Origin of the sequence: Aureispira sp. CCB-E (assembly GCF_031326345.1) — a bacterium.
Lineage (GTDB): Bacteria > Bacteroidota > Bacteroidia > Chitinophagales > Saprospiraceae > Aureispira.
The window spans coordinates 296,327-320,446 of sequence record NZ_CP133671.1; the positions used below are offsets into that span (position 1 = coordinate 296,327).

19 protein-coding genes are annotated in these 24,120 nt (G+C 35.3%); 10 read left to right on the forward strand and 9 right to left on the reverse strand.

Annotated features, from left to right (window positions below; genetic code table 11):
- Positions 1–203: 203 nt before the first annotated feature.
- The 5 genes from QP953_RS01205 to QP953_RS01225 form a co-directional block, all read right to left on the reverse strand.
- On the reverse strand, positions 204–845 hold the full coding sequence (locus QP953_RS01205) for a thiopurine S-methyltransferase (protein WP_052596426.1): 642 nt from the start codon (positions 843–845) through the stop codon (positions 204–206).
- Positions 846–1,184: 339 nt separating this feature from the next.
- Entirely contained in the window at positions 1,185–2,744 is a 1,560-nt protein-coding gene (locus QP953_RS01210; protein WP_309553708.1) for a leucine-rich repeat domain-containing protein, read from the reverse strand.
- A gap of 73 nt (positions 2,745–2,817) precedes the next feature.
- A complete protein-coding gene (locus tag QP953_RS01215; protein WP_052596430.1) occupies positions 2,818–3,795 on the reverse strand; it encodes a YCF48-related protein in 978 nt (325 codons plus the stop codon).
- Positions 3,795–5,198, reverse strand: coding sequence for a M20/M25/M40 family metallo-hydrolase (locus QP953_RS01220; RefSeq protein WP_052596433.1), 1,404 nt, complete (start codon positions 5,196–5,198; stop codon positions 3,795–3,797). Before QP953_RS01220 ends, QP953_RS01215 begins: the two co-directional genes overlap by 1 nt.
- A 30-nt stretch (positions 5,199–5,228) precedes the next feature.
- On the reverse strand, positions 5,229–5,939 hold the full coding sequence (locus tag QP953_RS01225) for an SAM-dependent methyltransferase (RefSeq protein ID WP_052596434.1): 711 nt from the start codon (positions 5,937–5,939) through the stop codon (positions 5,229–5,231).
- Between the two features lie 445 nt (positions 5,940–6,384).
- On the opposite strand from QP953_RS01225, the gene QP953_RS01230 reads away from it, so the two are divergent.
- From QP953_RS01230 to nadA, 4 genes are all read left to right on the forward strand, one after another.
- A complete protein-coding gene (locus tag QP953_RS01230; protein ID WP_309553709.1) occupies positions 6,385–6,870 on the forward strand; it encodes a nucleoside 2-deoxyribosyltransferase domain-containing protein in 486 nt (161 codons plus the stop codon).
- A 40-nt stretch (positions 6,871–6,910) separates the two neighbouring features.
- A complete protein-coding gene (locus QP953_RS01235) occupies positions 6,911–8,086 on the forward strand; it encodes a hypothetical protein (protein WP_309553710.1) in 1,176 nt (391 codons plus the stop codon).
- A 356-nt stretch (positions 8,087–8,442) separates the two neighbouring features.
- On the forward strand, positions 8,443–9,042 hold the full coding sequence (locus tag QP953_RS01240) for a hypothetical protein (RefSeq protein WP_156039750.1): 600 nt from the start codon (positions 8,443–8,445) through the stop codon (positions 9,040–9,042).
- Between the two features lie 231 nt (positions 9,043–9,273).
- The gene (gene nadA, locus QP953_RS01245; RefSeq protein ID WP_052596443.1) at positions 9,274–10,278 is read left to right on the forward strand and encodes a quinolinate synthase NadA; all 1,005 of its coding nucleotides are present in this window, start codon (positions 9,274–9,276) and stop codon (positions 10,276–10,278) included.
- Between the two features lie 76 nt (positions 10,279–10,354).
- Here the strand turns inward: nadA and QP953_RS01250 are convergent, their stop codons facing one another.
- Both QP953_RS01250 and QP953_RS01255 read right to left on the reverse strand, forming a co-directional pair.
- Positions 10,355–11,488, reverse strand: a complete 1,134-nt coding sequence (locus QP953_RS01250) for an alpha/beta hydrolase-fold protein (RefSeq protein ID WP_309553711.1) — start codon at positions 11,486–11,488, stop codon at positions 10,355–10,357.
- Positions 11,489–11,495: 7 nt separating this feature from the next.
- Positions 11,496–12,767: a 1-acyl-sn-glycerol-3-phosphate acyltransferase gene (locus QP953_RS01255; protein WP_309553712.1), complete on the reverse strand. Its 1,272-nt coding sequence runs from the start codon at positions 12,765–12,767 to the stop codon at positions 11,496–11,498.
- A 199-nt stretch (positions 12,768–12,966) separates the two neighbouring features.
- Between QP953_RS01255 and QP953_RS01260 the strand changes: the two genes are divergently transcribed.
- From QP953_RS01260 to QP953_RS01285, 6 genes are all read left to right on the forward strand, one after another.
- Positions 12,967–13,995 (forward strand): zinc-dependent peptidase, encoded by a 1,029-nt coding sequence (locus tag QP953_RS01260; RefSeq protein WP_052596449.1) that lies wholly within the window; start codon positions 12,967–12,969, stop codon positions 13,993–13,995.
- Positions 13,996–14,019: 24 nt separating this feature from the next.
- Positions 14,020–16,443, forward strand: a complete 2,424-nt coding sequence (locus tag QP953_RS01265; protein ID WP_309553713.1) for a cytochrome C biosynthesis protein — start codon at positions 14,020–14,022, stop codon at positions 16,441–16,443.
- Positions 16,444–16,690: 247 nt separating this feature from the next.
- On the forward strand, positions 16,691–17,530 hold the full coding sequence (gene kdsA / locus QP953_RS01270; RefSeq protein ID WP_231512788.1) for a 3-deoxy-8-phosphooctulonate synthase: 840 nt from the start codon (positions 16,691–16,693) through the stop codon (positions 17,528–17,530).
- Between the two features lie 256 nt (positions 17,531–17,786).
- Positions 17,787–18,413 carry a hypothetical protein gene (locus tag QP953_RS01275; protein ID WP_081909535.1) on the forward strand — a complete coding sequence of 209 codons (627 nt, stop codon included), beginning with the start codon at positions 17,787–17,789 and terminating at the stop codon, positions 18,411–18,413.
- Between the two features lie 244 nt (positions 18,414–18,657).
- Positions 18,658–18,885, forward strand: a complete 228-nt coding sequence (locus QP953_RS01280) for a hypothetical protein (protein WP_052596454.1) — start codon at positions 18,658–18,660, stop codon at positions 18,883–18,885.
- A gap of 19 nt (positions 18,886–18,904) precedes the next feature.
- On the forward strand, positions 18,905–21,580 hold the full coding sequence (locus QP953_RS01285) for a hypothetical protein (protein ID WP_309553714.1): 2,676 nt from the start codon (positions 18,905–18,907) through the stop codon (positions 21,578–21,580).
- An 83-nt stretch (positions 21,581–21,663) separates the two neighbouring features.
- Here the strand turns inward: QP953_RS01285 and cysN are convergent, their stop codons facing one another.
- Both cysN and cysD read right to left on the reverse strand, forming a co-directional pair.
- On the reverse strand, positions 21,664–22,920 hold the full coding sequence (gene cysN, locus QP953_RS01290) for a sulfate adenylyltransferase subunit CysN (RefSeq protein WP_081909536.1): 1,257 nt from the start codon (positions 22,918–22,920) through the stop codon (positions 21,664–21,666).
- A 118-nt stretch (positions 22,921–23,038) separates the two neighbouring features.
- On the reverse strand, positions 23,039–23,947 hold the full coding sequence (cysD, locus tag QP953_RS01295) for a sulfate adenylyltransferase subunit CysD (protein WP_052596461.1): 909 nt from the start codon (positions 23,945–23,947) through the stop codon (positions 23,039–23,041).
- Positions 23,948–24,120 lie beyond the last annotated feature (173 nt).

A 24,120-nucleotide genomic window follows, 5' to 3' on the forward strand; every position in this document is an offset into this window, starting at 1 on the left:
TCTATATATGAGTTGTTATCTGAAAATGGATATATAGGAGGTCTGCTACTCTCGCCATCGAAGGGAAGTAGTCCACCACCAAGCAACAAGAGCGTTGCTAGATTTTTGTCCAAAATTTGATATGTTTGTTTCTTTTTGCATTGATACAAAGATTAGACGTTTTATTTTAGAATGCAAGTTTTTTCAGATTTTTTTTCACTTTCTTATTTTTTTGTTAACAAAAAACCATGCTCTTTGACGTAATCTAAGCCCCAGCACCGAATTAATCCATGATTAGGAATAAGTGGTGATTTTAAATGCTCTACGTCAAATGAATTCCCATAATAAGCCATTAAATCTTTAGGTGATATACTAAAAGGAGGCTCTTCTTTGATGGGGGCATATTCTAATGTGTTGATAAATTGTTGTGCATTCAAGGGCAATATTTGTTGTATCTTTGCTACATACTTCAATCTCATGGAAAGAGGCAATGCGACCAAAGCAGCTCTATCATAGACCAAATCAATCTCTCCAACAGCTTCTGTACTGAGCGAAAAAAAATCAGCATTGATAATAGTCAACTGATTGCTTTCAAAGCGATTTCCTTGTTTTTCAAATGCTAGTCCTTGTTCTTCAAAAAACTGATAAATAGCCTTTTCTGCCAACTCTACCCCAATGACATGTTTGGCATATTGACTAAAGTAAACCAAATCAATGCTCTTGCCACAAAGCGGGACTAAAATTCTCTTTCCTTCTATTTTTTCTGGCGTTAGGTACTCCAAAATATAGGGGTGTATGTCCTTTCTATGAAAAGAGGTTTTAAATCCTCCTTCATTCCAGGAATCAATCCAAAATTGTTTTTCCATTTTTTGAATATGTTTTGGGCTGACTATTCTTACAAGCTCAATATAGTCGGGAATAAGAGCAATAATTATAATAATTATGACAATGATAATCAGCGGGGTTATAATTCTTACTTTCAATATACAATATTGAAAAAATATATCAAATAGTAATATTTTTCTTGTTAATATTATTATAAAAACAACTTTATTATCCTATCTGTCTATCTATTTCAACGTGTATGCTTGAATAGAAGTTCTATCACATGAATCAAAAAACAAACATCACCCAGTTGGGAAAGGCTTAAAAATTACGCAAAAACATCTCCTAGTAAACTTGTTGGTTCTTAAGCAGGTTCACATTTAATGATGAAACACAATTTTAGTATTGGGTAACCATGCTTTTATTTTTGCTTGTTCTTCTTCTGTCAACTTATTGCGTTCCAACTTCAATAGTTTCAATTTTTTTAAATTCTGAATAGATGCTGGCAATGTTTTAAGTTGATTGTATCCCAAATCCAAATGTTCTAGGCTTTCTAAGTTGCCAATTGATTCGGGAAGTTCTTTCAAGTCATTATAACGCAATTCTAGTCGTTTCAAAGTTTTGAGATGACCAAAGTCTTCTGGTAGACGTGTCAATTTATTATCCCTCAAATTCCAGTACTCTATAGCAGGAAGTGTTGTTAATATATCAGGCAACGACTTATGCTCATTTTCTATCATTTCTAAGTGTTTTAGACTCGTCAATTGTACCAATTCTTTAGCTGCACGAGAAATACTTAGATAGCGGTTAAATGCTATATTCAGATGCGTTAAATTTTTTAATTCGCCAAATCCACTTGGTAGGTTTCTAATTCCTGTATTGGCTATATTTAGTTCTTCTAGTTGTGCAAGTTTCCCGATACTCTTTGGCAATGCTGTAATTCTATTAGCATCCAATTTTAGAACCAACAATTTCTTAAAATTAGAAAAGATATCGGGTAGTTCTGTAAACTCATTTCGCTCTAAGTTTAAATAAGTTAAGTTACTTAGCTTGCCCAATTCGTTTGGAAGGGTATCTAAAAGGTTAGAACCAATATCTAATCGCACTAATTGCTTCATTTTATACAACTCATAAGGCAAACGCTTGATTTTATTTAACTGCACACTAAAGTCTGTCAATTGTTCCAACTCATTAACATCAGAAAACAATTTGCTTAGTCCTAAACCATCTAAATTTAAGCTTTCTAATTGTTTTAAATTTCCCAACCATTTATAAATATCATTTGCTTTTTTAACGGGATTGTTTCCTAGAGACAATTTTCTAATAGCCGTCAAATGACCTATTTGGCTAGGGATTTTTGTTAATTGATTGTGGCTAATATCCAAGACCTCCAATGCTGTTAGATCACCAATTGATTCTGGCAATTGTTCCAAACGGATTTTACTAATTTCTAAACGCTGAAGCCGCTTTCTTGTAAAAATTTCAGAGGGAAGACTTGTTAACTTTTCATTTTGACTCAAAACTAACCACTCTAATTGGTTCAATTGTGCAAAGTTAGTAGGTAAAGAGGTCAAGTGATTTTTGGAAACATCCAACCGACGCAAGTTTTTCATCTCGCAAAGTGCTTCTGGTAACTTCTTTAATTTATTGCCACGAATTTCTAAAACCTGTAGCATTTTCATTCCCGTAATAGCATCAGGAATCGTTTCCACTAAGGTATGATTCATATTTAGCCATTGCAGCTTATCCATTCTTGGAACAGCCGTTGGAAAAGTATATGCCCTGCGCAAAACTTTCAATCGCAATGCTTTATCCGCTTCTCGAACAGCTTGATCAATAGAATAATAAACGGGCTTTTTTTCCAATTCTTGTAAAGGCAATAATTGGGCAAACGTTTCTAATCCAACTAAGAGTAGTATTCCTAATACACTATATTTCATTGATTCCATATTATTCATTTCGTAGTCCCCATTTTTTACTATGTTTTTTGATCACTTACTTAGGATGAAAAAACTATTCCAAATCGATAATCAGCAAATTTCCTTCGTGTCCAGTAAGGTAAGCATTTCCATGTTGAATTCGAATAGCATTAAAATCTGCATACCCATCTAAATTACTAATCCTTTTCCATAGCTTTCCGCCATCTGTTGTACGATAGACTAAATTATTGGTTCCGACCAAAAAACCTGTCGATTCATTCAAAAAGGCAACATCTCTCAACAATTTACTTTGGTCTGCAAACACAGAATTCCCCCCACGACAAGTCTTCCAAGAATTGCCGCCATTTGTTGTTTTGTAAACAGTTCCATATTCTCCTACAACATACCCAATGTTATCACCTACAAAATCAACCCCTTTGAAAAAATCACCTGTAATTGAACTTAGTATCCAAGAATTTCCCTCATCCGTTGATTTTAAGATCAAACCATAACCAACTGCGTGTATCGTGCGATTACCTGTAACAGCAATATCTGCTATTTCATGATTAAACGTATCTTTAATTGTTATATTCCCTTGCGTAGGATCATATATATGAATGTATCCACTTCCAAAATTTTCGCCACCAACCAATAAGACTCGATTATCCATTAAACGAATGTGCTTTTGCCAATTCCACCATCCCAGATTAGCATTATTAAACGTCCAATTGGAAAAGTCGGGACTACTATACATTCGTTGTCCACAAAGACTTGCCGTAAATATTCCATTTTGATACGACAGGCTATTCACTCCTCTTTCATAAGCTACTATGGTATCCCAAGTTATTCCTCCATTGTATGTTCCCAATACCAACCCTGCTGTAAATAAGTTTCCAGCACTCACATAACCTGTGTCTTGATTTAAGAAATAGACATCTGATAAATCTAAGTCGGTTGGTAATTGATGCATTTTAGAAGTATAAGTCACGTCTTCAACGTCACAGCCTCCGATACCTAGTATTGTCCCCCACAGCACCAGCCATACCACACCATATTTTAATTCTTTTTTCATTATCGAACTCCGTACTTATCTATTAAATAAACCAAGGCAGCCATAGCACCTCCTCCCAATAGCAACTCTCTTTTGTGCACATTTTCAAACACATCGTTTGCCGAATGATGAAAATCAAAATAGCGTTGACTATCTGGGCGGTATCCAAACAATACCGTTCCTTGATCTTTGAGTCTAGAAATATCAGCTGCTGAACCACCCGCTTGTATATCCCATACTCCTACCGAAGCAAAAATTGTTCGCCATTTTTTCACTTGATCATAACTTGCATTTGCAATGTCTGAAGCAGCATCCATTCGAAACCCACTTGGAGTATGTCCTCCTGCATCCGATTCTATTGCTGCAATGTGTTTTTCTCCTTTTAATTTAGCTTGTTTGGCGTATTCTGTTGCGCCAAACAAACCATTTTCTTCATTCGCAAACAACACACAACGAATGGTATGTTTCGGACGAATCCCCATACGTTTGAACACATGCAAAACTTCCATAGACTGAACACACCCTGCTCCATCATCGTGTGCTCCCTCTCCAATATCCCACGAGTCTAAATGTCCACCAACAAGAATAATTTCATCTGGCTTTTCTGTTCCCTTAATTTCGCCAATGACAGTATGTGCTATCCGCTTTCCCATATGTCGACAACTCAATTGAATGTTTACTTTTACCTTCGGTTCTTTTTCTAATAATTCACTCAATAAATCTGCATCTTGCAACCCGATACCCACCGCAGGAATTGGCTCTTGGTTATTAAAAGAAGTAACGCCAGAATGAGGCGTATTATCTTGTTTAACTGTCATAGAACGAACAATCGCTCCTACAGCACCCAATTCAGCCGCTTTCCTAGGACCAGCAGTACGTTGATTTACGGCAGCTCCATAAGCATGAAAAGTATTTAGTTTGGTAATTTCCATTGGTCGGTTAAAAAAGACAATTTTTCCTTTCACATTATCTTTTCCTAATGCTTCCAACTCCTCAAAGTTTTTCACTTCTACCACTTCCCCTGTAATACCCAAAGCACCTGTACCACCTGAAAAACCTAAAGCAGTAACGGCCAAATCAACCGTTCCAATATATTCAGAATTTACAATCTTAGCCTTTTCAACAGCGCCCCTTCTCCAATAAGGTACTTCGACAGGTTGCGTCCATACTTTATCACACCCCAACGTATCCAACATATGAGAAGTGTAAGAAACGGCTGCTGCATATTCGGGCGAACCTCCTAATCGTCCACCTGCTTGTTTGCACAAATAATGCAACCAATCATGAGCAGGGCTTTCTGTTAGTATATTACTGTACATTTTTTTTATGTACTTAATTTCGGCATCTTCATCCAAGATTTGAGCAAAAGAGCCAGTTGCCATTAAACATATCAACAACAGTACACTTATTTTTTTGTAAATCATGTTTATTATTTTTAATTGGAAATCGGATAACTAACGTGCTAGTAGCAAAAAAATCGTTGGTCGTTTATGTAAATTAGGAATATTGATTTTCTTCCATTTTTGAATAGTCTGCGTACAAATGTATTCTGAGGGAAGTGTAATATCGGTGGCAATGCCAAATAAAGTGTTGTTTTGAAGTACTGATAAGGCATCCTCTACAAAGCCATCATTTCTATAGGGGGTTTCTATAAAAATTTGTGTTTGATTATTTTTAGCAGAACGGCGCTCCAAATCTTTTAAAGCTTTCTTTCGATCAGGTGTTTTGATGGGCAAATATCCATGAAAAGCAAACTGTTGTCCATTCATCCCCGAAGCCATCAAAGCTAATAAAATAGAAGATGGTCCCACCATAGGAACTACTCTGATGCCTTTTTTGTGCGCCAATTGAACCACCTCAGCACCTGGATCAGCCACCCCTGGACAACCAGCTTCGGACAATAGACCTATGTTTTTTCCCTCTTTTATAGCAGGCATCAAAAACGAGTGTATATCCTCAGGATCTGTACGTTTATTCAGCTCAAAAAAGGTCATTGATTGCAAAGGAATAGGTGTCTTGATTGCTTTTAAAAATTGACGTGCTGTTTTCCCTCTTTCTACAATAAAGACATCAATTTCATGAACTTTCTGAATCATATATGCAGGAAGTGGCTCAATAACACCATCTCCTAAAGGGGTCGGAATTAAATATAATGCTCCTGCCATTCTTTTTTTATTTAAATTTAAGATACTTTTATTTATTATTAACTTATATAGAGATATTATACGAATAGCACTATAACATATAATCACTATTCTATAGTACATTTCCTTTATTCATCCTAATCAAATTAGCAACCCCTATCAACATGAAAACATCCTATCTAATTTCTCAACGAATCGCTCTAGTCTCTATTGACAATAGATCTAGGTGCTTATTAAAGCAACAAAAAAACAAATTTATATCCAAAGTTAGGTACTAATACCTAAGTCTATTCTAAAAATAGTACAATCTAGTTATCAGGCTTCTAGTTCTTTTATCCTACTTTTGAATATAAATTTTAGTCCGACTAGCATTTATTCTTCTCGAAACAACAGAATTATAGTTTTTTTTCCGTTTTTTCGTTACCATAGATTATATTACACTAAACTCAATAAACCAAATCATCTGATGGCAAGTATTATAAAACCACCTCAAAATTTGGAAACCATACCGAATAAAAGAAGCTTTTTTTTAGCAGGAAGCATAGAAATGGGTATGGCAACAGATTGGCAAACCTTGGTTGGTAACAAATTTGATAGTTTTGACATAATAATATGGAATCCAAGGAGATTATCTTGGGATAGTTCTTGGGAACAATCCATTGACAATCCTATTTTCAAAGAACAAGTAGATTGGGAATTGGACGCACTAAATCGAGCCGAAGCTATTTTTTTTCACTTTGAACCTCAAACTAAGTCGCCAATTACTTTAATGGAATTAGGATTATTTGCTCAGTCTGGCAAGTGCTTGGTTCATTGTCCTAAGGGTTTTTGGAGAAAAGGTAATGTTGATATTGTTTGTCATCGTTACAATATTCAACAAGTAAACTCTATTGACCAAGGTGTTGCGCTGTTGCAAAAACAGTTTAGTGACTGTCAAAAAAATATCATCTGATCCCCCATTTTTAACGTTATCATGATTAAATTAACGCACCATGAATACTTTCACCATCGATAATAAACACCTATTAGGATTACTAATCATTGTTTCTCTTGCCTACCACAGTTGTACTACTGAAGCAGATTATAACACAACTCGAAGAGCTCCTTCTGCTAGTGACCTCATGATGAAAAGTTCTTCTGCTGCTGTCAAAGAAACATTAGCTGAATTTGATCGACACCTCAAAGAATACCAAGAGGGCTTGTATCTCAAAAACTGGCAGTACGACCCTGTTACCAATAACATTACTTATGGTAAAAACGAAGAACAAAAAGCTAGAGAAGAAGCCTTGAACCATAAACTGGGCTTAGGTTTTAAAGATTATATTGCCAAGGAAAATAAGAAAACTCTAAAATATCAAGCCGTCTCCCCTTTTGCCAATATGGAAGATATTGGTCTATATGGTCAACCGCTATTACTTAATGGAAAACCGTTTTCAGGAGTATTGGTTGGTACACATATAGAATCGGGTAGTAGAATTCTAGAAGCACGCTTTTATCAAGGCAACCGTCTAGGTACCTTTAATGTTTGGACTAATTTAGGTCGCTTGTATACAAAATCATTTAAAGAGAAAAACCAAATTGCTATAGACCCTGAAGCTGTTCGCAAGCCTGTTATTTATTTGTACCCTGAAACAACACAAGACATTAATGTAAAGGTTCATTTTGCGGGTGTATTAACCCATACCTATCCCAAGTACAATGTGTCAACAGGATGGAATGTATCTGCGACTCCTGATGGAATGCTTACCGAACAGACTACTGGTAAAGATTTTAGTTACCTATTTTGGGAAGGACAAAGCCCTTTTCAGTATACACTAGACAAAGGTTTTGTTGTAAAAGGAACCGAAGTAGCCGACTTTTTGGATGAAAAACTAGCATTAATGGGCTTGAACAGAAGAGAAGCTACAGACTTTGTATCTTATTGGTTGCCAGAGTTAGAAAAGAATAGATTTAACTTAATTCATTTTTCAACAGAAGAATACACACAAAATGCAAGGTTAGAAATTACACCAGCTCCCGAATCGTTGATTAGAGTATTTATGGTTTATCAGCCGCTAGAAGCTCCGATTGATATACCTACGCAAGAACTTCAAAGAACCTCCAGAAAAGGATATACGGTTGTAGAATGGGGTGGCAAAAAAGCTAATTCAGTCAACTGGGAATCATAAAAAATATATGTCCCAAAAGGCATTATCTTTGATTTAGAAAGGATTGTTTGGTAATTTAGACTGAGCAATCTTTTTTCATGAAGTTATTAATGGCAACGCAGCTAACTAAAAGCGCAGCGCTCACGAAGTAAACTTTATTGCCCTAACAACAATCAACAAGTTGTAATTTTATTGTATTTTGCGTTAATTTTTTGATTATCAATTGTGCAACAACGCAACTAATCAACGACCACGAAGTAACAGCGCCCCCAACTTGCTGGCTCATGACATGACCGCAGGGAACTAGCCTTGCGCTCTCATGAGCATAGCGAATAATAACAAAGCTAATTACTATAATGATTATCACCTACCCAATTATGAAATACTTTTTTTCTCTTTTACTAAGCCTTATTACTTTGATTGCTTTCGGTCAAGAATTACCACGTGCCGTTAAAAAAGTAAATCCCTCTCTGTTTATTAACAATATGCAAAACGAACGTGTTTATCAACAAGCAAATATTCGTGAGAATTTAGTCGTTTTTTCTAGGGGATTTGAAAACCGCCCCGTAGAGGAGGTGCAACAGAGCTTTCACTATTCTTTTTTGGATGAAAAGGACAAATCTTGGTTGCTTGAATTTCAATTTGACCAGCATGATATTAAATTGTACAAAGGGTTAGACATGGAACCTGTTGGTTGTAGTGATTGGGGATTCAAAATTTATACAAAAAAAGAAAATAAATGGAGAGATTGTACTTTGGAATGCCTTCCCGATAATTTCTTGATTATGGTCAACAAACACCTTCAGACCTTACAAAAAGGAGGTATGGGGATGTATTTTTATAATCAAGATCCCGAACAAGCTGTTTCGATGGATTTGGAGAAAAATAAATTAACGTTTAGGCAAAACGGTAAAGTGGTCTTAGCTCTAATCTGGAAGAAAGAAATGTTTGTTTGGAAACATAAAATGACCAATTAGTTTCGCTGCCCCAATAATGCTACTATTCCTTACAGAATACTTATTTTTTGATATCTTGAACAATAAAGTAGTAGACTTTGTTTTATTTTTAAAATAAGGGAACTATTTTTGCTAAATCTAAGTTTTAGTGTTAAGATTCAACTTAGTTTAAAAATAAAACAAACTATATATTATATAACTTAAGTAAGCACTTTAAAAATTAAAGGGATTTACTTATAAATCAAAAATGTTATGCAAGGTTTAACACAAGCAAAAGAAAACCTAGAACAAAAAGGATTTCTTGATGTAGAAGTGGACCCAATGCTTGACTTGGTCGCTGCCATTGAGCAGTTAAAAAAAGAAAAAAATGCCATCATTTTAGCGCATTATTACCAAGAAAGTGAAATCCAGGACATTGCCGACTATATCGGAGATAGCCTGGGACTGGCTCAGAAAGCCGCCACAACAGATGCTGATATCATTGTCTTTGCAGGAGTACATTTTATGGCAGAAACAGCTAAAATGCTCAATCCGTCCAAAAAAGTATTGTTACCAGATTTGAAAGCAGGTTGTTCTTTGGCAGATTCATGTCCAGCTCCTGTTTTTAAGAAATTCAAGGAAAAATATCCAGATCATGTAGTTGTTAGTTATATCAACTGTACAGCAGCATTAAAAACCATGACAGATATTTGTTGTACTTCGACCAACGCTCAGCAAATCATTGACAGTATTCCAGAAGATCAACCCATTATATTTGCACCAGACAAAAATCTAGGAGCTTATCTTCAGAAAACAACAGGTCGGGATATGATTCTTTGGAATGGTTCGTGTATGGTACATGAAATCTTTAGCAAAGAAAAAATTGTAAAGTTGCAAGTTCAACATCCTAAGGCTAAATTGATTGCGCACCCTGAATGTGAGGCTCATTTATTGGAAATTGCGGACCATATTGGTTCTACTAGTTCTTTGTTAAAGTATACCAAAGAGAGTGCGTTTGATGAGTTTATTGTGGCTACCGAGCCTGGTATTATTCATCAAATGGAAAAAGCGTCTCCAAACAAGACCTTTTATCCTGCTCCTCCTACCAATACTTGTGCTTGTAACGAATGTCCGCACATGAAATTGAATACAATGGAAAAACTATATCTGTGCATGAAACATGAGTTGCCAGAAGTTACTCTAGAGCAAGAAATTATTGATAAAGGTCGTGGTTGTATTGACAAAATGTTAGAGATTTCTGCTAAAGCAGGGTTATAAATCTTTTATAAATCAACTAAAAAGCGATTATTTTCAATTGATTTGAAAATAATCGCTTTTTTATATTCAAGCTATTTTACTTTTCTAATTCTTTTAACATCTCCTCTTTTTCTTGGGGCGTATAATAGTTGTACCGATCCAAACAAGCTTTAAAGGATCGAATGGTTGATGTCGTGTCTATCTTCAACTCTTTTTGAGCTTCAATTATTCCCCAATAAGCATCTGCAAAGTTAGGGTATTCTTGCAACAACAACTCCCATGCTTCAATAGCCTTTTGATATTCTTTTCGCTCTAGTAGCCCCCAGCCTTTCCCATTCAAAACACCTATTGAAAGGCGCATTTTTGCGCCATAATGCGCTTCTATTTGGGTTTCAATTGTATCCAATTGAGCTGCATTAAAATGCGTATTGCTATAATACAAGTTCTGCTGATTCGCCCAAAAGTAAAAGACTTCGTACAAAGCTGGCGCAATCGTTAGCCCTGGAATAACATTATGATCAGCCGTTTTAAATTCTATTCCTTTGATATTAATATGATTTCGATTGACTTGATTTTCAAAATGATGATAATCTTGCATATAATCACTTTCTATTCCTGCTCTGTAATATTTTACAGGTTGATGTCCATTCGGATAATAATGAACCACCGAATCAGCCCAATTGACGCCCTTTTGTTGGTAAAAGGGGCATAGAGCAATCACGGCACTCAGATCTTTAATTCTATTAATAAATAAAGAGGTGGTATAATATCCGTATCTTGAATGCCCAATCAACATTCGAAAAGTACTCGCACGAAGTTCTTTTTCTGCCAAAGGCAATAATTCATCAAAAATAAATTGCTCATTCTCTTTAGCTTTCCCTTTTGAGGTTGTTGGCTGGTGCACGGTTTCGGCATATCGCTTTTCAAATGAGCTAGCTACACTAATCACCACACAAGAAGGCATTTGATAATTCGTTGTCATGTAATCAATCGTATTGAGAATATACTGATTACTTCGTTTGTTTTGTTTATCAAAAATTAAAATAACGGGAAACTTTTTGGCGATGGCAGTATCCCACTCTAAAGGAACGACAATAGAAAGCTCTTTGGCATAGCCCAAGTGATGGGAATAAAATGTCGTATCCTTTAATTTTTGATAACTTTCATAATGTTGGGCAGTAATATTTTCTATCGTAATTAAGGAAAAAATCACTAGCAAGAAAATATTCATAACAACTCTATTTTTGTATTTGCAAACAAGTAATACTGGCTCGTTTTTGTTCCAATTTCGTTTTATTCTCTACCTTTTTATAATCCGCCAAGACCTTCCATTCTTGGTAATAATCCTTGTAATGATAAGCATATGTCTGAAAAAAGACCATTACAAAAGGCAAGAGCAAGGCCCACCAACCTACCATAAAAGCACCAATTCCTATCGCCAATATTCCCCAAACAATCCATACAAAAAAAGCAGCTGTAAAAGCAAAGCTTGTAGAAAACTCGGCAAAAGGAACAAATTTATTGCGTAAATCACGAGCAACTATATGCGGAATACGACCAAATAATGTCCCTAATAACCAAAAAGGGAATCCAATCAATAACCCAAATAAGGAACGTTTATTTTTTCCTGCAACAGCATAATCCTTGACTCCTTCTTCGTCTAATGCTGCTTGGTAGGCATCGACTTGTTTTTCTAAAGCATTTTTCTCCGCTGTATTTAGGGCATTAACATGGTTGGCAATAGCTTGCTCGGCATGACAAACCTCTGGATTGGCAGAATACATTGGAAAAATATTTCTAGTAAAATTATTTCGAACCAAAACTAATAACTTTTCTGTCAAGATCTCGTTTCCCTCTTCTATATAAACCATTTGCGCTCGTAGTGCAACTCGCATGTCTTGTGTCAGGGTCGTAATAGCGGCTTCTTTATCTTCTAAGTATTTTTCTTTATAATCCTGTACAGACAATGGCTTTCCTAACTGTGTATACACTTCGCTTCTAAATTTATCATGATACGTATAATTCACTCCAGCAGGCAAAATTTTAACGTCTATTCCCCAATTCTTTTCCTCCATCATTTTAAAGGCCAATCGAGCACATCCTTTTTTAAATGGAAGCAATTTTTTTTGCAGGACGCAGTTTCCCTCTGGCGCAATAAAAGCACTATCCCAACCTGTATAAAGCAGTTCTCTTGTTTTTTTGAAAGTCACCTCATTTTTGTACATATTCTCTGTGCCTTCCTCTACCCTATAAATAGGCAAACCATGCAACTTATACATCAACCACCCTTTCAAATTATTAGGAAACTCCGTAGCCCTAGCCCAAAAATAAACAGGACGTCGTTGCATCGCTGCAATTAGTATGGGATCCATAAAACCATTTGAATGATTCGAAATGAAAATTAAAGGCTCGTTGGCAGGAATATGTTCTGGATTTATATAATAGACTCTCCTAAAGAAACAGATATACATTACCCACAAAAACAATCGAAATAAATTATACAGAATCATATCTTTATAGTACGTTATTTTTCTTAGTAGTTCGTTGATTTTTTATCAATAGAATTTTTATAGTTCAACAACACGACCAAGATAAAAGTCTTTGTTCAAAAAATATCAATTTAAGTAAAGAAGTCAACTTTTATTAGATTTTGATTATCTTGTTTTTGGTAAAAATGCCCTATTCTTATACAGATTACAATCTATTATCATGCATTTATCTAAAAAGAAAACCCAATTAAATCAATTTTTAGCGTTACTCTTTTCCGCCATTATAGGCGCTTGTTATCTGCTTGTCATAAGCAGCTTGGACAATCTATCTGATACTATTTACTATATTTTGTTAGCTATAGGAGCATTAGTCTGTTTTAATACGTATAGCATTTTTACAAAAAAATACAGAGAACGAAATGCCTTAGTCAAAACTCCTTTTCCCGAAAATTGGCGTAAAATACTAGAACAATATGTCGTTTTTTATCAAGCATTAACACCAGAAGAAAAGAAACGTTTTGAAACAGAAATTCAAATTTTTCTACATGAAACGAGGGTAACAGGAGTTCAGACAGAGGTGGATGATATGACTTTGGTATTGGCAGCAGCTAGCGCCGAAATTCCTGTTTTTGGCTTTCCTGAATGGGAATATGATAATTTAGGGGAAATTTTAATTTATCCCGGTCCCTTTACCAAAGATTTTAGAACAGATGGTCCAGGGAGAACAGTGACAGGAATGGTGGGCACAGGGCTTATGCAAGGTATTATGATTCTTTCCAAACCTGCATTAATTGCGGGTTTTACCAATCCTAACGATAAAAAAAATGTGGGCATCCATGAGTTTGTTCATTTATTAGATGCTTCAGATGGGAAATATGATGGCATTCCAGAACGTTTTATGGAACATCAATATATTGCTCCATGGTTGGAGATTATTCGCAAAGAAACCGAACGCATACAAGAAGGAAAATCGAGTATGAACCCTTACGGTGCTACCAATCGAGTAGAGTTTTTTGCAGTCGCTTCTGAATATTTCTTTGAACATCCAAAGGCTTTGCAGAAAAATAAACCTGAGTTGTATGAAATCTTGAGCCATGTATTCCAACAAGACACCAAGAATAGGCTTAAAACTGCTTTTAAATCCATGCTAAATTATACGGGAAACAAAGTTGGTCGCAACGATCCTTGCCCTTGTGGTAGTGGAAAAAAATATAAACAGTGCTGCTTGAAGAATGCTCGTATGTATTAGAACAACTAAGGAACACTCAAAACAATGAACAAACAATCAACCATTGCACGTATCAGTTGGGCAATTTGTCTTTTAATAGGCATTGTACTTAGTCTCAAAGCCTTGAGAGAACCTGACCTTTGGTGGATGTACCGCACAGGAGAATGGATGTTGGAACATGGGCAAGTCACCAAAACAGATCCATTTTCTTATACTTTTGCAGGTACAGAATGGATTAATGTAAAATGGTTGTTTGAAATTCTCATTACAGTTGGTAAAAATTGGTTTGGGGTGGAATTTATTTTTGTATTTCAAGCCTTGGTTACTATTTTGATCTTAACCTTTTTCTATAAAACGACCAACATAATCCATCAATACACTTTCAACCAACCAAGCTATCAAAACAGACCATTTGCTGGGCTTATTTTTACAGCATTATTAATGCTTTTTACAATTGACTATCGTCTGATTGGTCGTCCAGAAATGACGAGTCACGCTATGGTTGCCATTTATTTGTGGTTGTTTTGGAAACAACATTACCGCCCTTCTTCGAAATTAATTTTGTTGCTAATTCCCTTACAGGTACTTTGGACCAATATGCACGAGGCTTTTGGAATAGGAATGGTTTTGATGCTAGCTTATTTGGGGGCTACATGGCTACATTATATCTATGCTCAAAAAAAACAATGGCAGGTAGATACTCCCGAACTGTTATCTATAGCCGTTTTAGGGGCATTATTAGCTGTTTCATTCAATCCTAGAGGAATTCAAATGTGGTGGCATCCATTTGAAATTTTTAACCAGTTGGGAAAAAACCAATACACCACAGAACTAGCTTCTATTTGGAAATTGAGCTACTGGGAAAAACAAGCTTATCTCAATTTACTTTTCTTAGGTGTTAGCTTACTATTTATCTTTTTCTATCCCTTTATTCAGAAAAAAAAGCGCTTATCTCAAGAAGTTAAGACAACACCCGTTTCTCAGAAAAAAACAAAAAAAACTAAGAAAACCCAAAAAAAATCAACACCACAAAAGCACAACTCAAAGCTTGGTTTAGTCGCTTGGTTTGACAGCAATGTGCAGAAGTTTGGTTTGGGTAATGGCTTGCTCTTTTTTATGCTGTTCTATTTAAGTATCACTGCTTATCGGAACATTCCATTTTTCATTTTAGCGGCAGCCCCTCTTTTTGCAATTGGGATGGAATATTTGTTTAGAAAAATAAATGCAGCCAAATGGATTTATCCTGTATTATTAGTTCTTGGTATATGTTTTTACGGAGCTGTTATAACAGGCAAGTATCATGAATGGTCTAACTCTAGAGACACTTATGGTTTGCAGGTCTTGTCCAGCCACAATCCTATTGGTGCTGCGGAATTCATTCAACAACACGAGATCAAGGGCACTTGTTTTTCAGATTATCTAACATCAGCTTATCTATTGTGGAAATTACAACCTGATTTTAAAACCTATATAGATTTGCGAGATTTGGATATTTTTCCAACAGATTTTTTTACCGACTTTGCAAAAGTTACCAATATTCCTTCTGAATTTGAAGCAAAGGATGATTCTTTGAATTTCAACTATGTCGTTTTGTTTAGACCTAAATTTCAGTCCTTGCACCAATATCTACTAACTTCCACCAACTATGAATTAGTCTTTGTCGATCCTGTTGCCTCTGTTTATTTGAAAAACACCCCTCAAAACAAAGCCTTAATTCAGCAATATGGATTTACAAGAAATGGGTTTAAGGACTTATTTTCAGATTTAAAGCCTGTCGCAGCTTCTAGCACCTCTTATTTTATTAGCAAAGTTTTTAATCCTCTTTATACCCCTACCAATTACTCAGAGACAGACGAAGATGCAATTGCAGGATCTTACTATCTGAGTTTGCAACAAACTAACTTAGCTTTTGAACGCGCCAAAGCATCTGTTTTGGCCGGTGTTGAACCTTGGAAAGGCTATGAGCTTTTAGGTAATATTTATAATAATGCTGCATTCAATAGCGCAATAGAAGATTCCTTAAAACAGAGCTATATTCAGCAAGCAGCCTATCAGTATACTCAAGCGATTAAAGCAAAACCTGATTATGTTAGTGCCATTGTAGGGCAAGCAACCTTATCTTTGCAACAACAAGATTTTCCTGTGGCTATCCATCTCCTCAACCAAGCTATTGCCATTGATTCAGACTATGCCCCAGCAATTCAATATTTAGGTCTATGTTATAAAATTTTAGCCAACCAAAATGGGCAAGATAGAGCCAATACTCAAAAATGGTTGGATTATAGTTTGCAACTCAATCGTATTACTCCTGATAACCCTACAATTTTACTAGATATAGGCATTGCATATTGTTATTTGGGCAACTGTTCTAAGGCTGTAGAATACTTAAAAGGTATTATGACCATACCTGGACTCCCCCCCGAAGAATTTAAAACTGCAACACGTTGTATTAAAAACTGCGGCAGTTAATTTTTATATTTTAACACTTTTTCGTTTATTATTTTTAAATCTATTCCAACGACTAGCATACACCAAACGTCTGTATTATACCAATACTGTAACTGTGAAAGTTTAATACTCCGTGGATTTTTTCGTTTTTTACAAAAAACAAAAAAACATCTTTGCATCTGTTTACGTTGTGAGTGCTTCTCTTTTGATTATCAATCTTTTCAAAGCTTTTAGCTTCAAAACACACCCTATTGATAATCAAAACAATATGATTCACCCACGAAGTAAAGAAAGTTATAACACTATGAATTTGTACAAAAAACTCCAAGAAAAGCCTTTTTTGATTGCAGGACCTTGTGTCATAGAATCAGAAGAATTGGTCTTGGAAGTAGCAAGATTTTTAAAAAAAATACAAGAAAAGTTTTCTGACTTCGTTATTATTTTCAAAGCATCTTTTGATAAAGCCAATAGAACATCTGTAGACGCTTTTAGAGGACCAGGCTTAGAAAAAGGATTGGCTATTTTAACAAAAGTAAAAGAGGTGTATGGGTTACCTATTTTGACAGATATCCATGAACCTAAACAAGCCAAAGCAGCTGCAAAGGTCGTTGATATTTTGCAAATTCCAGCGTTTCTTTGTCGACAAACCGACTTGCTATTGGCAGCGTCTGCTACTAATTGCATCGTTAATATAAAAAAAGCACAGTTTTTATCAGGCAAAGACATGATGCATGTTGTTAACAAAGTAAGCTCTACTGGCAATCACCAAATTCTATTGACCGAAAGAGGCACAATGTTTGGCTATAATAACTTGGTAGTAGATTATACTGGTATTTTGGATATGATGGAATATGGCTATCCTGTTGTAATGGATGCTACCCATTCGGTACAAAAACCAGGGGGAGCAGGAGGCAAAAGCGGAGGCAATCGTGCTTATGCTCCTTTGTTGGCTCAAGCTGCTGCTGCTATTGGTATTCGGGGCTACTTTGTGGAGACACACCCTTCTCCTGACCTAGCCTTATCGGATGGACCTAATATGCTAGCATTAAATGATTTAGAAAAATTATTAATCAACCTTCAAAAAATACATCAACTTCAACTCTCCTAATTTAACTACTTATAAAAACCACTCATAGACACATTTGAAAGCAAAAATGATGCTTTTGAAACACTCCCTTATTCTCAAAAGAATACTGGAGAAAAAAGCAACTCTACAAAAAGAAAATGTTAGAAAAATAACTATTTAAGGTTTTCTTAACAAAGAGCTTACACTGGTAAGATTTTTGCTATAAATAACACACCAATTTAGATTGTTCAACTAGTCAACTTAACCAACAATTTAAATCAGTGCAAAAGAGAGTTATATGAATACTAGTCAAAGAATTTGGAACCCAAGTGCCATGTTATTAAACAAAGTTTCTAACGATACCAACACGATTATACGTTACGTCAATCCTGAATCAACTTTAGAGCAAACAATTGTTCGAGACAAGTATTGGCAGGTAGGAGCTTTTTGGGGCGAACCTCGCCCTGGTCATCCAGAAGGCAAAGTAATTTACCATATCCATGAGGTTCTACAAAATGTAGATAAGGCGACTCAGCATAAAAAAATGCGCCAACAACTCCGCTTAATAACCATTATCCACGATACCTTCAAGCACTTAGAAGAACAAACTCGTCCTCGTACCGATTGGTCTAAACATCATGCTATTTATGCCTTAAAATTTGCAAAAAAATACATCCATGACCAAGCAGTTTTAGATGTTATTGAACTCCATGATGATGCTTATTATGCTTGGTGTGCAGCTTGTGCAGGCTATGAAGAAAAATCAAACCAACTGCTCAATCGTCTAAGAACTCGTTTGAAAGATAATTTGCAATTATTTTATCTGTTTTTTAAATGTGATACACAAACTGGCGATAAATACCAAAGCCCTGTTACTTGGTTTGAAGAAATCATGCAAGGTGAAATTGAAGTTTGTAACTTTTAGTTGAGTTTGTCTCAACACGACTATATATTATTGGTAGCTTTGAAGACTGCTTCATTTTTAGGGGATTACTTTTTTTAAAATAAACAAGTACAATAAATATCTACTTGATTTTTCATTAAAAAAAGTATATATTTCCCTTTTACATTATTTTTATTTCGCAATAAAAACATAAAGCATTGATGATAGGTCAATATGCTTCTTTAAAGTCTGCGAAGTATCATTTTTTAATAAGTTATCAATAAATATGTACCAAGAATTAAATGAGCTAACCCTACTTATTCAGCAGTTCACAACAACGTATAAGAACGCTAATCTAGCAATTCAAGAACAGTACCAAGCCAACATGGTTTTTTATCAAGACTTTACAACGTTTCATCGTACTAGTATTCCTCCTAGCTCTCTCGAACTTGCTCGTAAAAAGCTAAACCTCGTTATTGCCAAAATACTAGAAACACAGCAGCAACTTGCCTAATATATTTAGCAATTAAAGTATGAAAATTTTACTACTAACCATTATTTTACTAAGTGCTTCACCTATGCAACAAAAAAAACTAATTCAGCTTGACTCCTATTTCAAAACTTTAGATACTATATTAACAGCTTACCCACTATTAAAGCATCAAATCGATTCTAGCACGTTGCAACAACTAGATCTAGCTCGTCAAACACTAAGTATTCCTGAAAACCAAAGATTTCTAGATAATTATTACAAGGCAAAAATAGAGCATTTAGATAAATCAAAAACTAATGTATCATCAGATATAAATCTTGATGAAGAGGTTAATTTGGGGATTTTTGCAGCAAAATTATCTAATAAGTTAAATGGTTTTGCCATAGAATTAGAAACCTTAGATGGCGATAAAACTCCAGTTTTAGTTTCTAAATTTAAAGTAATGCTAGAGAGTGCTCTAATGGCAAAACTCTACTTAATTAATCAATATATATACGATGATATAATTAATTCATTACCAGATAGTCTAACACCCCCTTCTCGTGAACATTTAGCAATTAAAATTATTGAAGTTTTAAAAAAATATACCTTAAACAATATCATTAATCTGCTTAAAGACAAAAATAATATTGCTATCAAGAGAAATCTAAAAAAAGCAAAGTCTCTTGATGATATTTTACCATCTTCAGATAAAGCCATTCTTAATGTTTTATTAAGGCAAAACATAGAAGATACCAAACACCCCAATCATCCAGGTGCTGCCCCTAACCAAGGAGTATCTAAGCAAGAATATGTTGAATCTGTAAAAGATTGGGCTTGGCTTGTACAAGATTCTATGCAACATTATAAAAATCATAAAAAAATTAATACCGTAAAATTATTAAAAACCATTGAGGCTGAATTCTCAGATGAAAAATATGACCCTGCCCTTTATAACCATATTTATAAGGTTCTTCGCAATTATCTCCGAAGTTTTGATGCAGTAGAAATAGAAGGAACAATCGTTGCCTCTACAATTGCAGATGCCTTCTCTAGTATCAAACCTAAAGATATTGTTGTTTATTATAATTACGACTTGTATAAAAACATCAATGATAATGATTTTGATGGTAGCCTATTTCCTCCTGCTGCTACATTTGCCCATTGGCTCAACGAGGCAATAATTGAGGTACCTTATAATGATGCCCCAGAGTATAGAATCTTCCAAGAAAAACTTTCTGCTTGGACAAAGGACGTAATCAAAACAATCAATAGTATAGAAAATCAAGATACCTTATTCTACGCTGGCAGTTATCGTCAAAAATTAGGTATTCTCTCTAGCAATTATGGAGATATTGATCCGCTTATGAGTCTAGTCATGTATCATTTAAAATCTGCTACGACTAAAATTGAGCGAGGAGACTTACTTTCAGATTTAATTGGAGCATCAATTGACGAGTTAGATAGTTTAGCACGAAGCCATAATTATAGAATGGCTGATCAGTGGCAAGAGCAAAAATTTTCCTTTCCACTTAAGTTCAGCAGCCAATTAAAAAGTTTGTTTGAAGAAGTAAAAGCTCAAGCTAGTTTTGATGATTATCAAATCAAAATAGATCAGTGGACAACAGCGTCTAAAGACTTAGTATTGGATGCAAAATCTTCTAGTTGGTCGGATAATACTACTTTTAAAACTAAAGATTTGAGCCAAGAATTAGAATACTTATTTACTAAAGATATTAATGGATTAGAAGGGCTTCGATTTATTTATGAACAATTCTTAAAAACGTCCTTGGCAAAAGAAAGCAATACCGTCACATTCAAAAATATCCAAAACATATGGAGGGATGCCATGGAAAATGCACAGCTGGATAAGATTTTGAAAAAACAATATACTTCTTATACTAAAAATTATTACCCTGAAGATGTGGAAGAATTGATTGATTCTATGGAATTTATTTTTCCTAGCACCAAAGATTTAAAAGCTGCTTTAAGTGTCAGTAGAAATAGTGCTAAACGACGCCCTCTGAGCATTGATACCAGTACATTAGTGGTTAATTATCAACTCAACTGGGAACCACGAAAAACATTGGTTGAAATCGCAGCAACAGAAGTGCATAATGAAATTCCTGGAGGAGATGACTTAACGGAGAAAACAAAATGGTTATTAGACTGGTTCAATGACAAAATTCAAAGCGGTACTCTCGATGAATTAAAAGAATTAGGGGGCAACCTTTTGGCGGCAACTTTTCGTACGAATGTGGCGCCTGATGATATTCAGCTACACTTGCCATTTAAGGTTAGCAAAACATATAAAAATGGAAAATCAATTGTATTTGCTGATCTTGAGCCAATCAATAATGGAACAATTAGATTTCAAAAAAATAGCCCCTATTCTCTAGATAGAATAGATATCAGTAAAGTTGGTCAAACTAAATTTGAAAATAACACCGCCATACATCAAATACGAATGGTACTTGATGTAGATGATATGGCATTAGCAAAAAATATTTCTGCTAATGCTCAGGTTGCTGGGGCTGAGGTTGGTTTAGCGATAGCCCCCCAAAAACACACTTTAGCCTTTGAATTATTTATACACTCTACTCTCGAAAATGAAGTATTGAATATTCAAGTTGTACCAAGAACAAGTACTGTTCCTAGTACTGAAGATTGTCCATTATTAGAAGGCTGTACAGGTCCTGGTTCTAATATATTAAGATTAAATCCATTTTCAGAATAGATATACCTTATATCAAGTTAAAAAAAAGCTCTTTCCCACTAACTGTACGGAAAGAGCTTTTTTTTCTTCTTCTTATAACAAACCTAAATAATCATACCAGCACCAACTGTCTCGTTGGTTCCTTCATCGACAAAAATCAAGGCCCCTGTCACTCGGTTTTTTCGGTAAGAGTCTACAAATAAAGGCTTCATGGTACGAACAACGATTCTAGCAATATCATTCATGCCAATATCTTTATCCTCTTCTTTTCTTTTTAAGTTGTTAATATCTAGCTTATAACGGATATCTTTCACCAAACAACGAGCCTCTTTAGTTGTATGCAAGATGGTATACTTGCCACGCAATTGCAATGGTTTTGGATTAAACCAACATACCATTACTTCCAAATCTTGAGTAACCGTTGCTTGATTATTTTCGCGAACAATCATATCTCCTCGGCTAACATCAATGTCATCTTCTAATAATATAGTAACCGACATAGGAGGGTATGCTTTGTCTATTTCTCCATCAAAGGTGTCAATTTTCGCAATTTTTGACGAAAACCCTGAAGGATGAACAACAACCTTATCTCCCTTTTGAAAAACACCTCCCGCTACACGCCCTGCATAGCCTCTATAATCGTGGTGTTCGTCTGTATTAGGGCGGATAACATGTTGAACAGGAAAACGACAATCGATAAAATTGTGATCGCTAGCAATATGTACGTTTTCTAAGGTATACAACAAGGTAGAGCCACCATACCAAGGCATATTCTCTGATTTTTTAACAACATTATCACCATATAGCGCAGAGATAGGAATAAAATCGACATCGCTGATAGCCAATTTGGAGGCAAAATTTGCAAAATCACTCTTGATTTTATCGTAAGCTTCTTCTTTATAATCTACCAAATCCATTTTATTGACGCACACAATTAAGTGAGGGATTTGTAATAAAGAAGCGATAAAAGAGTGGCGGCGCGTCTGTTCCACGATGCCATGTCGAGCATCCACCAAAATTAGTGCAGCATTGGCTGTTGATGCCCCTGTCACCATATTTCTTGTATACTGAATATGTCCTGGTGTATCAGCTATAATAAATTTACGTTTTGGCGTTGCAAAATAACGATAGGCTACATCTATGGTAATACCTTGTTCTCTTTCTGCCTTTAGGCCATCTGTTAACAAAGCTAGATTAATCCCTTCTTCGCCTCTACGTTCACTGGTTTCTTTTATCAAATCATACTGATCTTCAAAAATAGACTTACTATCATATAACAAACGCCCAATAAGCGTACTTTTTCCATCATCTACACTTCCTGCCGTTGTAAATCGCAAGAGTTCTGTTTTTTGTTCTTTCATAATTATTATCATTGAATAATTGCAGCAGCGCCACAATTAAGAATTGTCTTGATTCCTTATTTGATTAAACATTACTTGGTGAGAACCACGCAGTAGCAGCACAGTTCAATCGCATTCCTTAAAAATAACCATGTTTTTTTCTATCTTCCATGGCTGTTTCTGAACGTTTATCATCAGAACGACCTCCTCTTTCAGTAATACGAGTAGCCGCTACTTCCTCTACAATTTTTTCCATTGTATCGGCTTCAGAACTTACGGCTCCCGTACAAGTGATGTCTCCAATTGTACGGAAACGAATCATACGTTCCTCTACAGATGCTTTTTCTTCAGGTTTCATGTTAATATAATCTGATGCTGCTAAGATAACTCCGTTGCGTTCAAAACATTTTCTCATATGTGCGAAATACAAGCTAGGCAAAGGTACTTTTTCTAACATAAGATATTGCCACACATCCAACTCTGTCCAGTTGCTAATTGGGAATATTCTAAAATGTTCTCCAAATTGTTTTTTACCATTAAAAATATTCCACAGTTCAGGACGTTGGTTTTTAGGATCCCATTGACCAAACTCATCCCGATGAGAGAAAAAGCGTTCTTTAGCTCTTGCTTTTTCTTCGTCGCGTCTAGCGCCCCCCATTGCAGCATCAAACTGTCCTTTTTCCAATTCTTCTAACAAGACAGCTGTTTGCAAGCTATTTCTACTAGCATTATAGCCTTTTTCTTCGGTGACCAAGCCTTTGTCTATTGCTTCTTGAACAGACCCCACGATAAGTTTGACACCTAGGCGCTCTACCAATTTATCTCTAAACTCTATTGTTTCGGTAAAGTTATGCCCTGTATCAATGTGCAACAACGGAAAAGGAATGTTTGCAGGATAAAATGCTTTTTGAGCCAAGTAAGTCATTAATATAGAATCCTTACCGCCAGAAAACATCAGTACAGGCTTCTCAAATTGAGCGGCTACTTCTCTCAAGACGAAAATAGATTCTGCTTCTAATTCTCTTAAGTGGCTTAGATGATAGTTCATAAGTTACAAATTATAATTTATAAAGATAAGATAGCCTGCGTGGGGTATTTTAATACAGATTGTATTAATGCACAAACTAAGAAAATAAATAATTGATTGTTTGTTGGATTATTTTAACGGTTATTGATGAATGCGTTGTTCATAGTAGAGCATCTCCTATTTTTTCCCATTGA

Coding starts and splice junctions, on each gene's coding strand:
- QP953_RS01260 (WP_052596449.1), top strand. CDS start 12,967: ATGCATTTATCTAAAAAGAAAACCCAATTAAATCAATTTTTAGCGTTA.
- QP953_RS01285 (WP_309553714.1), top strand. CDS start 18,905: ATGAAAATTTTACTACTAACCATTATTTTACTAAGTGCTTCACCTATG.
- nadA (WP_052596443.1), top strand. CDS start 9,274: ATGCAAGGTTTAACACAAGCAAAAGAAAACCTAGAACAAAAAGGATTT.
- QP953_RS01240 (WP_156039750.1), top strand. CDS start 8,443: ATGAAATACTTTTTTTCTCTTTTACTAAGCCTTATTACTTTGATTGCT.
- cysD (WP_052596461.1), bottom strand. CDS start 23,947: ATGAACTATCATCTAAGCCACTTAAGAGAATTAGAAGCAGAATCTATT.
- QP953_RS01230 (WP_309553709.1), top strand. CDS start 6,385: ATGGCAAGTATTATAAAACCACCTCAAAATTTGGAAACCATACCGAAT.
- QP953_RS01265 (WP_309553713.1), top strand. CDS start 14,020: ATGAACAAACAATCAACCATTGCACGTATCAGTTGGGCAATTTGTCTT.
- QP953_RS01210 (WP_309553708.1), bottom strand. CDS start 2,744: ATGAAATATAGTGTATTAGGAATACTACTCTTAGTTGGATTAGAAACG.
- QP953_RS01235 (WP_309553710.1), top strand. CDS start 6,911: ATGAATACTTTCACCATCGATAATAAACACCTATTAGGATTACTAATC.
- QP953_RS01250 (WP_309553711.1), bottom strand. CDS start 11,488: ATGAATATTTTCTTGCTAGTGATTTTTTCCTTAATTACGATAGAAAAT.
- QP953_RS01255 (WP_309553712.1), bottom strand. CDS start 12,767: ATGATTCTGTATAATTTATTTCGATTGTTTTTGTGGGTAATGTATATC.
- QP953_RS01220 (WP_052596433.1), bottom strand. CDS start 5,198: ATGATTTACAAAAAAATAAGTGTACTGTTGTTGATATGTTTAATGGCA.
- QP953_RS01205 (WP_052596426.1), bottom strand. CDS start 845: ATGGAAAAACAATTTTGGATTGATTCCTGGAATGAAGGAGGATTTAAA.
- QP953_RS01225 (WP_052596434.1), bottom strand. CDS start 5,939: ATGGCAGGAGCATTATATTTAATTCCGACCCCTTTAGGAGATGGTGTT.
- cysN (WP_081909536.1), bottom strand. CDS start 22,920: ATGAAAGAACAAAAAACAGAACTCTTGCGATTTACAACGGCAGGAAGT.
- QP953_RS01215 (WP_052596430.1), bottom strand. CDS start 3,795: ATGAAAAAAGAATTAAAATATGGTGTGGTATGGCTGGTGCTGTGGGGG.
- QP953_RS01275 (WP_081909535.1), top strand. CDS start 17,787: ATGAATACTAGTCAAAGAATTTGGAACCCAAGTGCCATGTTATTAAAC.
- QP953_RS01280 (WP_052596454.1), top strand. CDS start 18,658: ATGTACCAAGAATTAAATGAGCTAACCCTACTTATTCAGCAGTTCACA.
- kdsA (WP_231512788.1), top strand. CDS start 16,691: ATGATTCACCCACGAAGTAAAGAAAGTTATAACACTATGAATTTGTAC.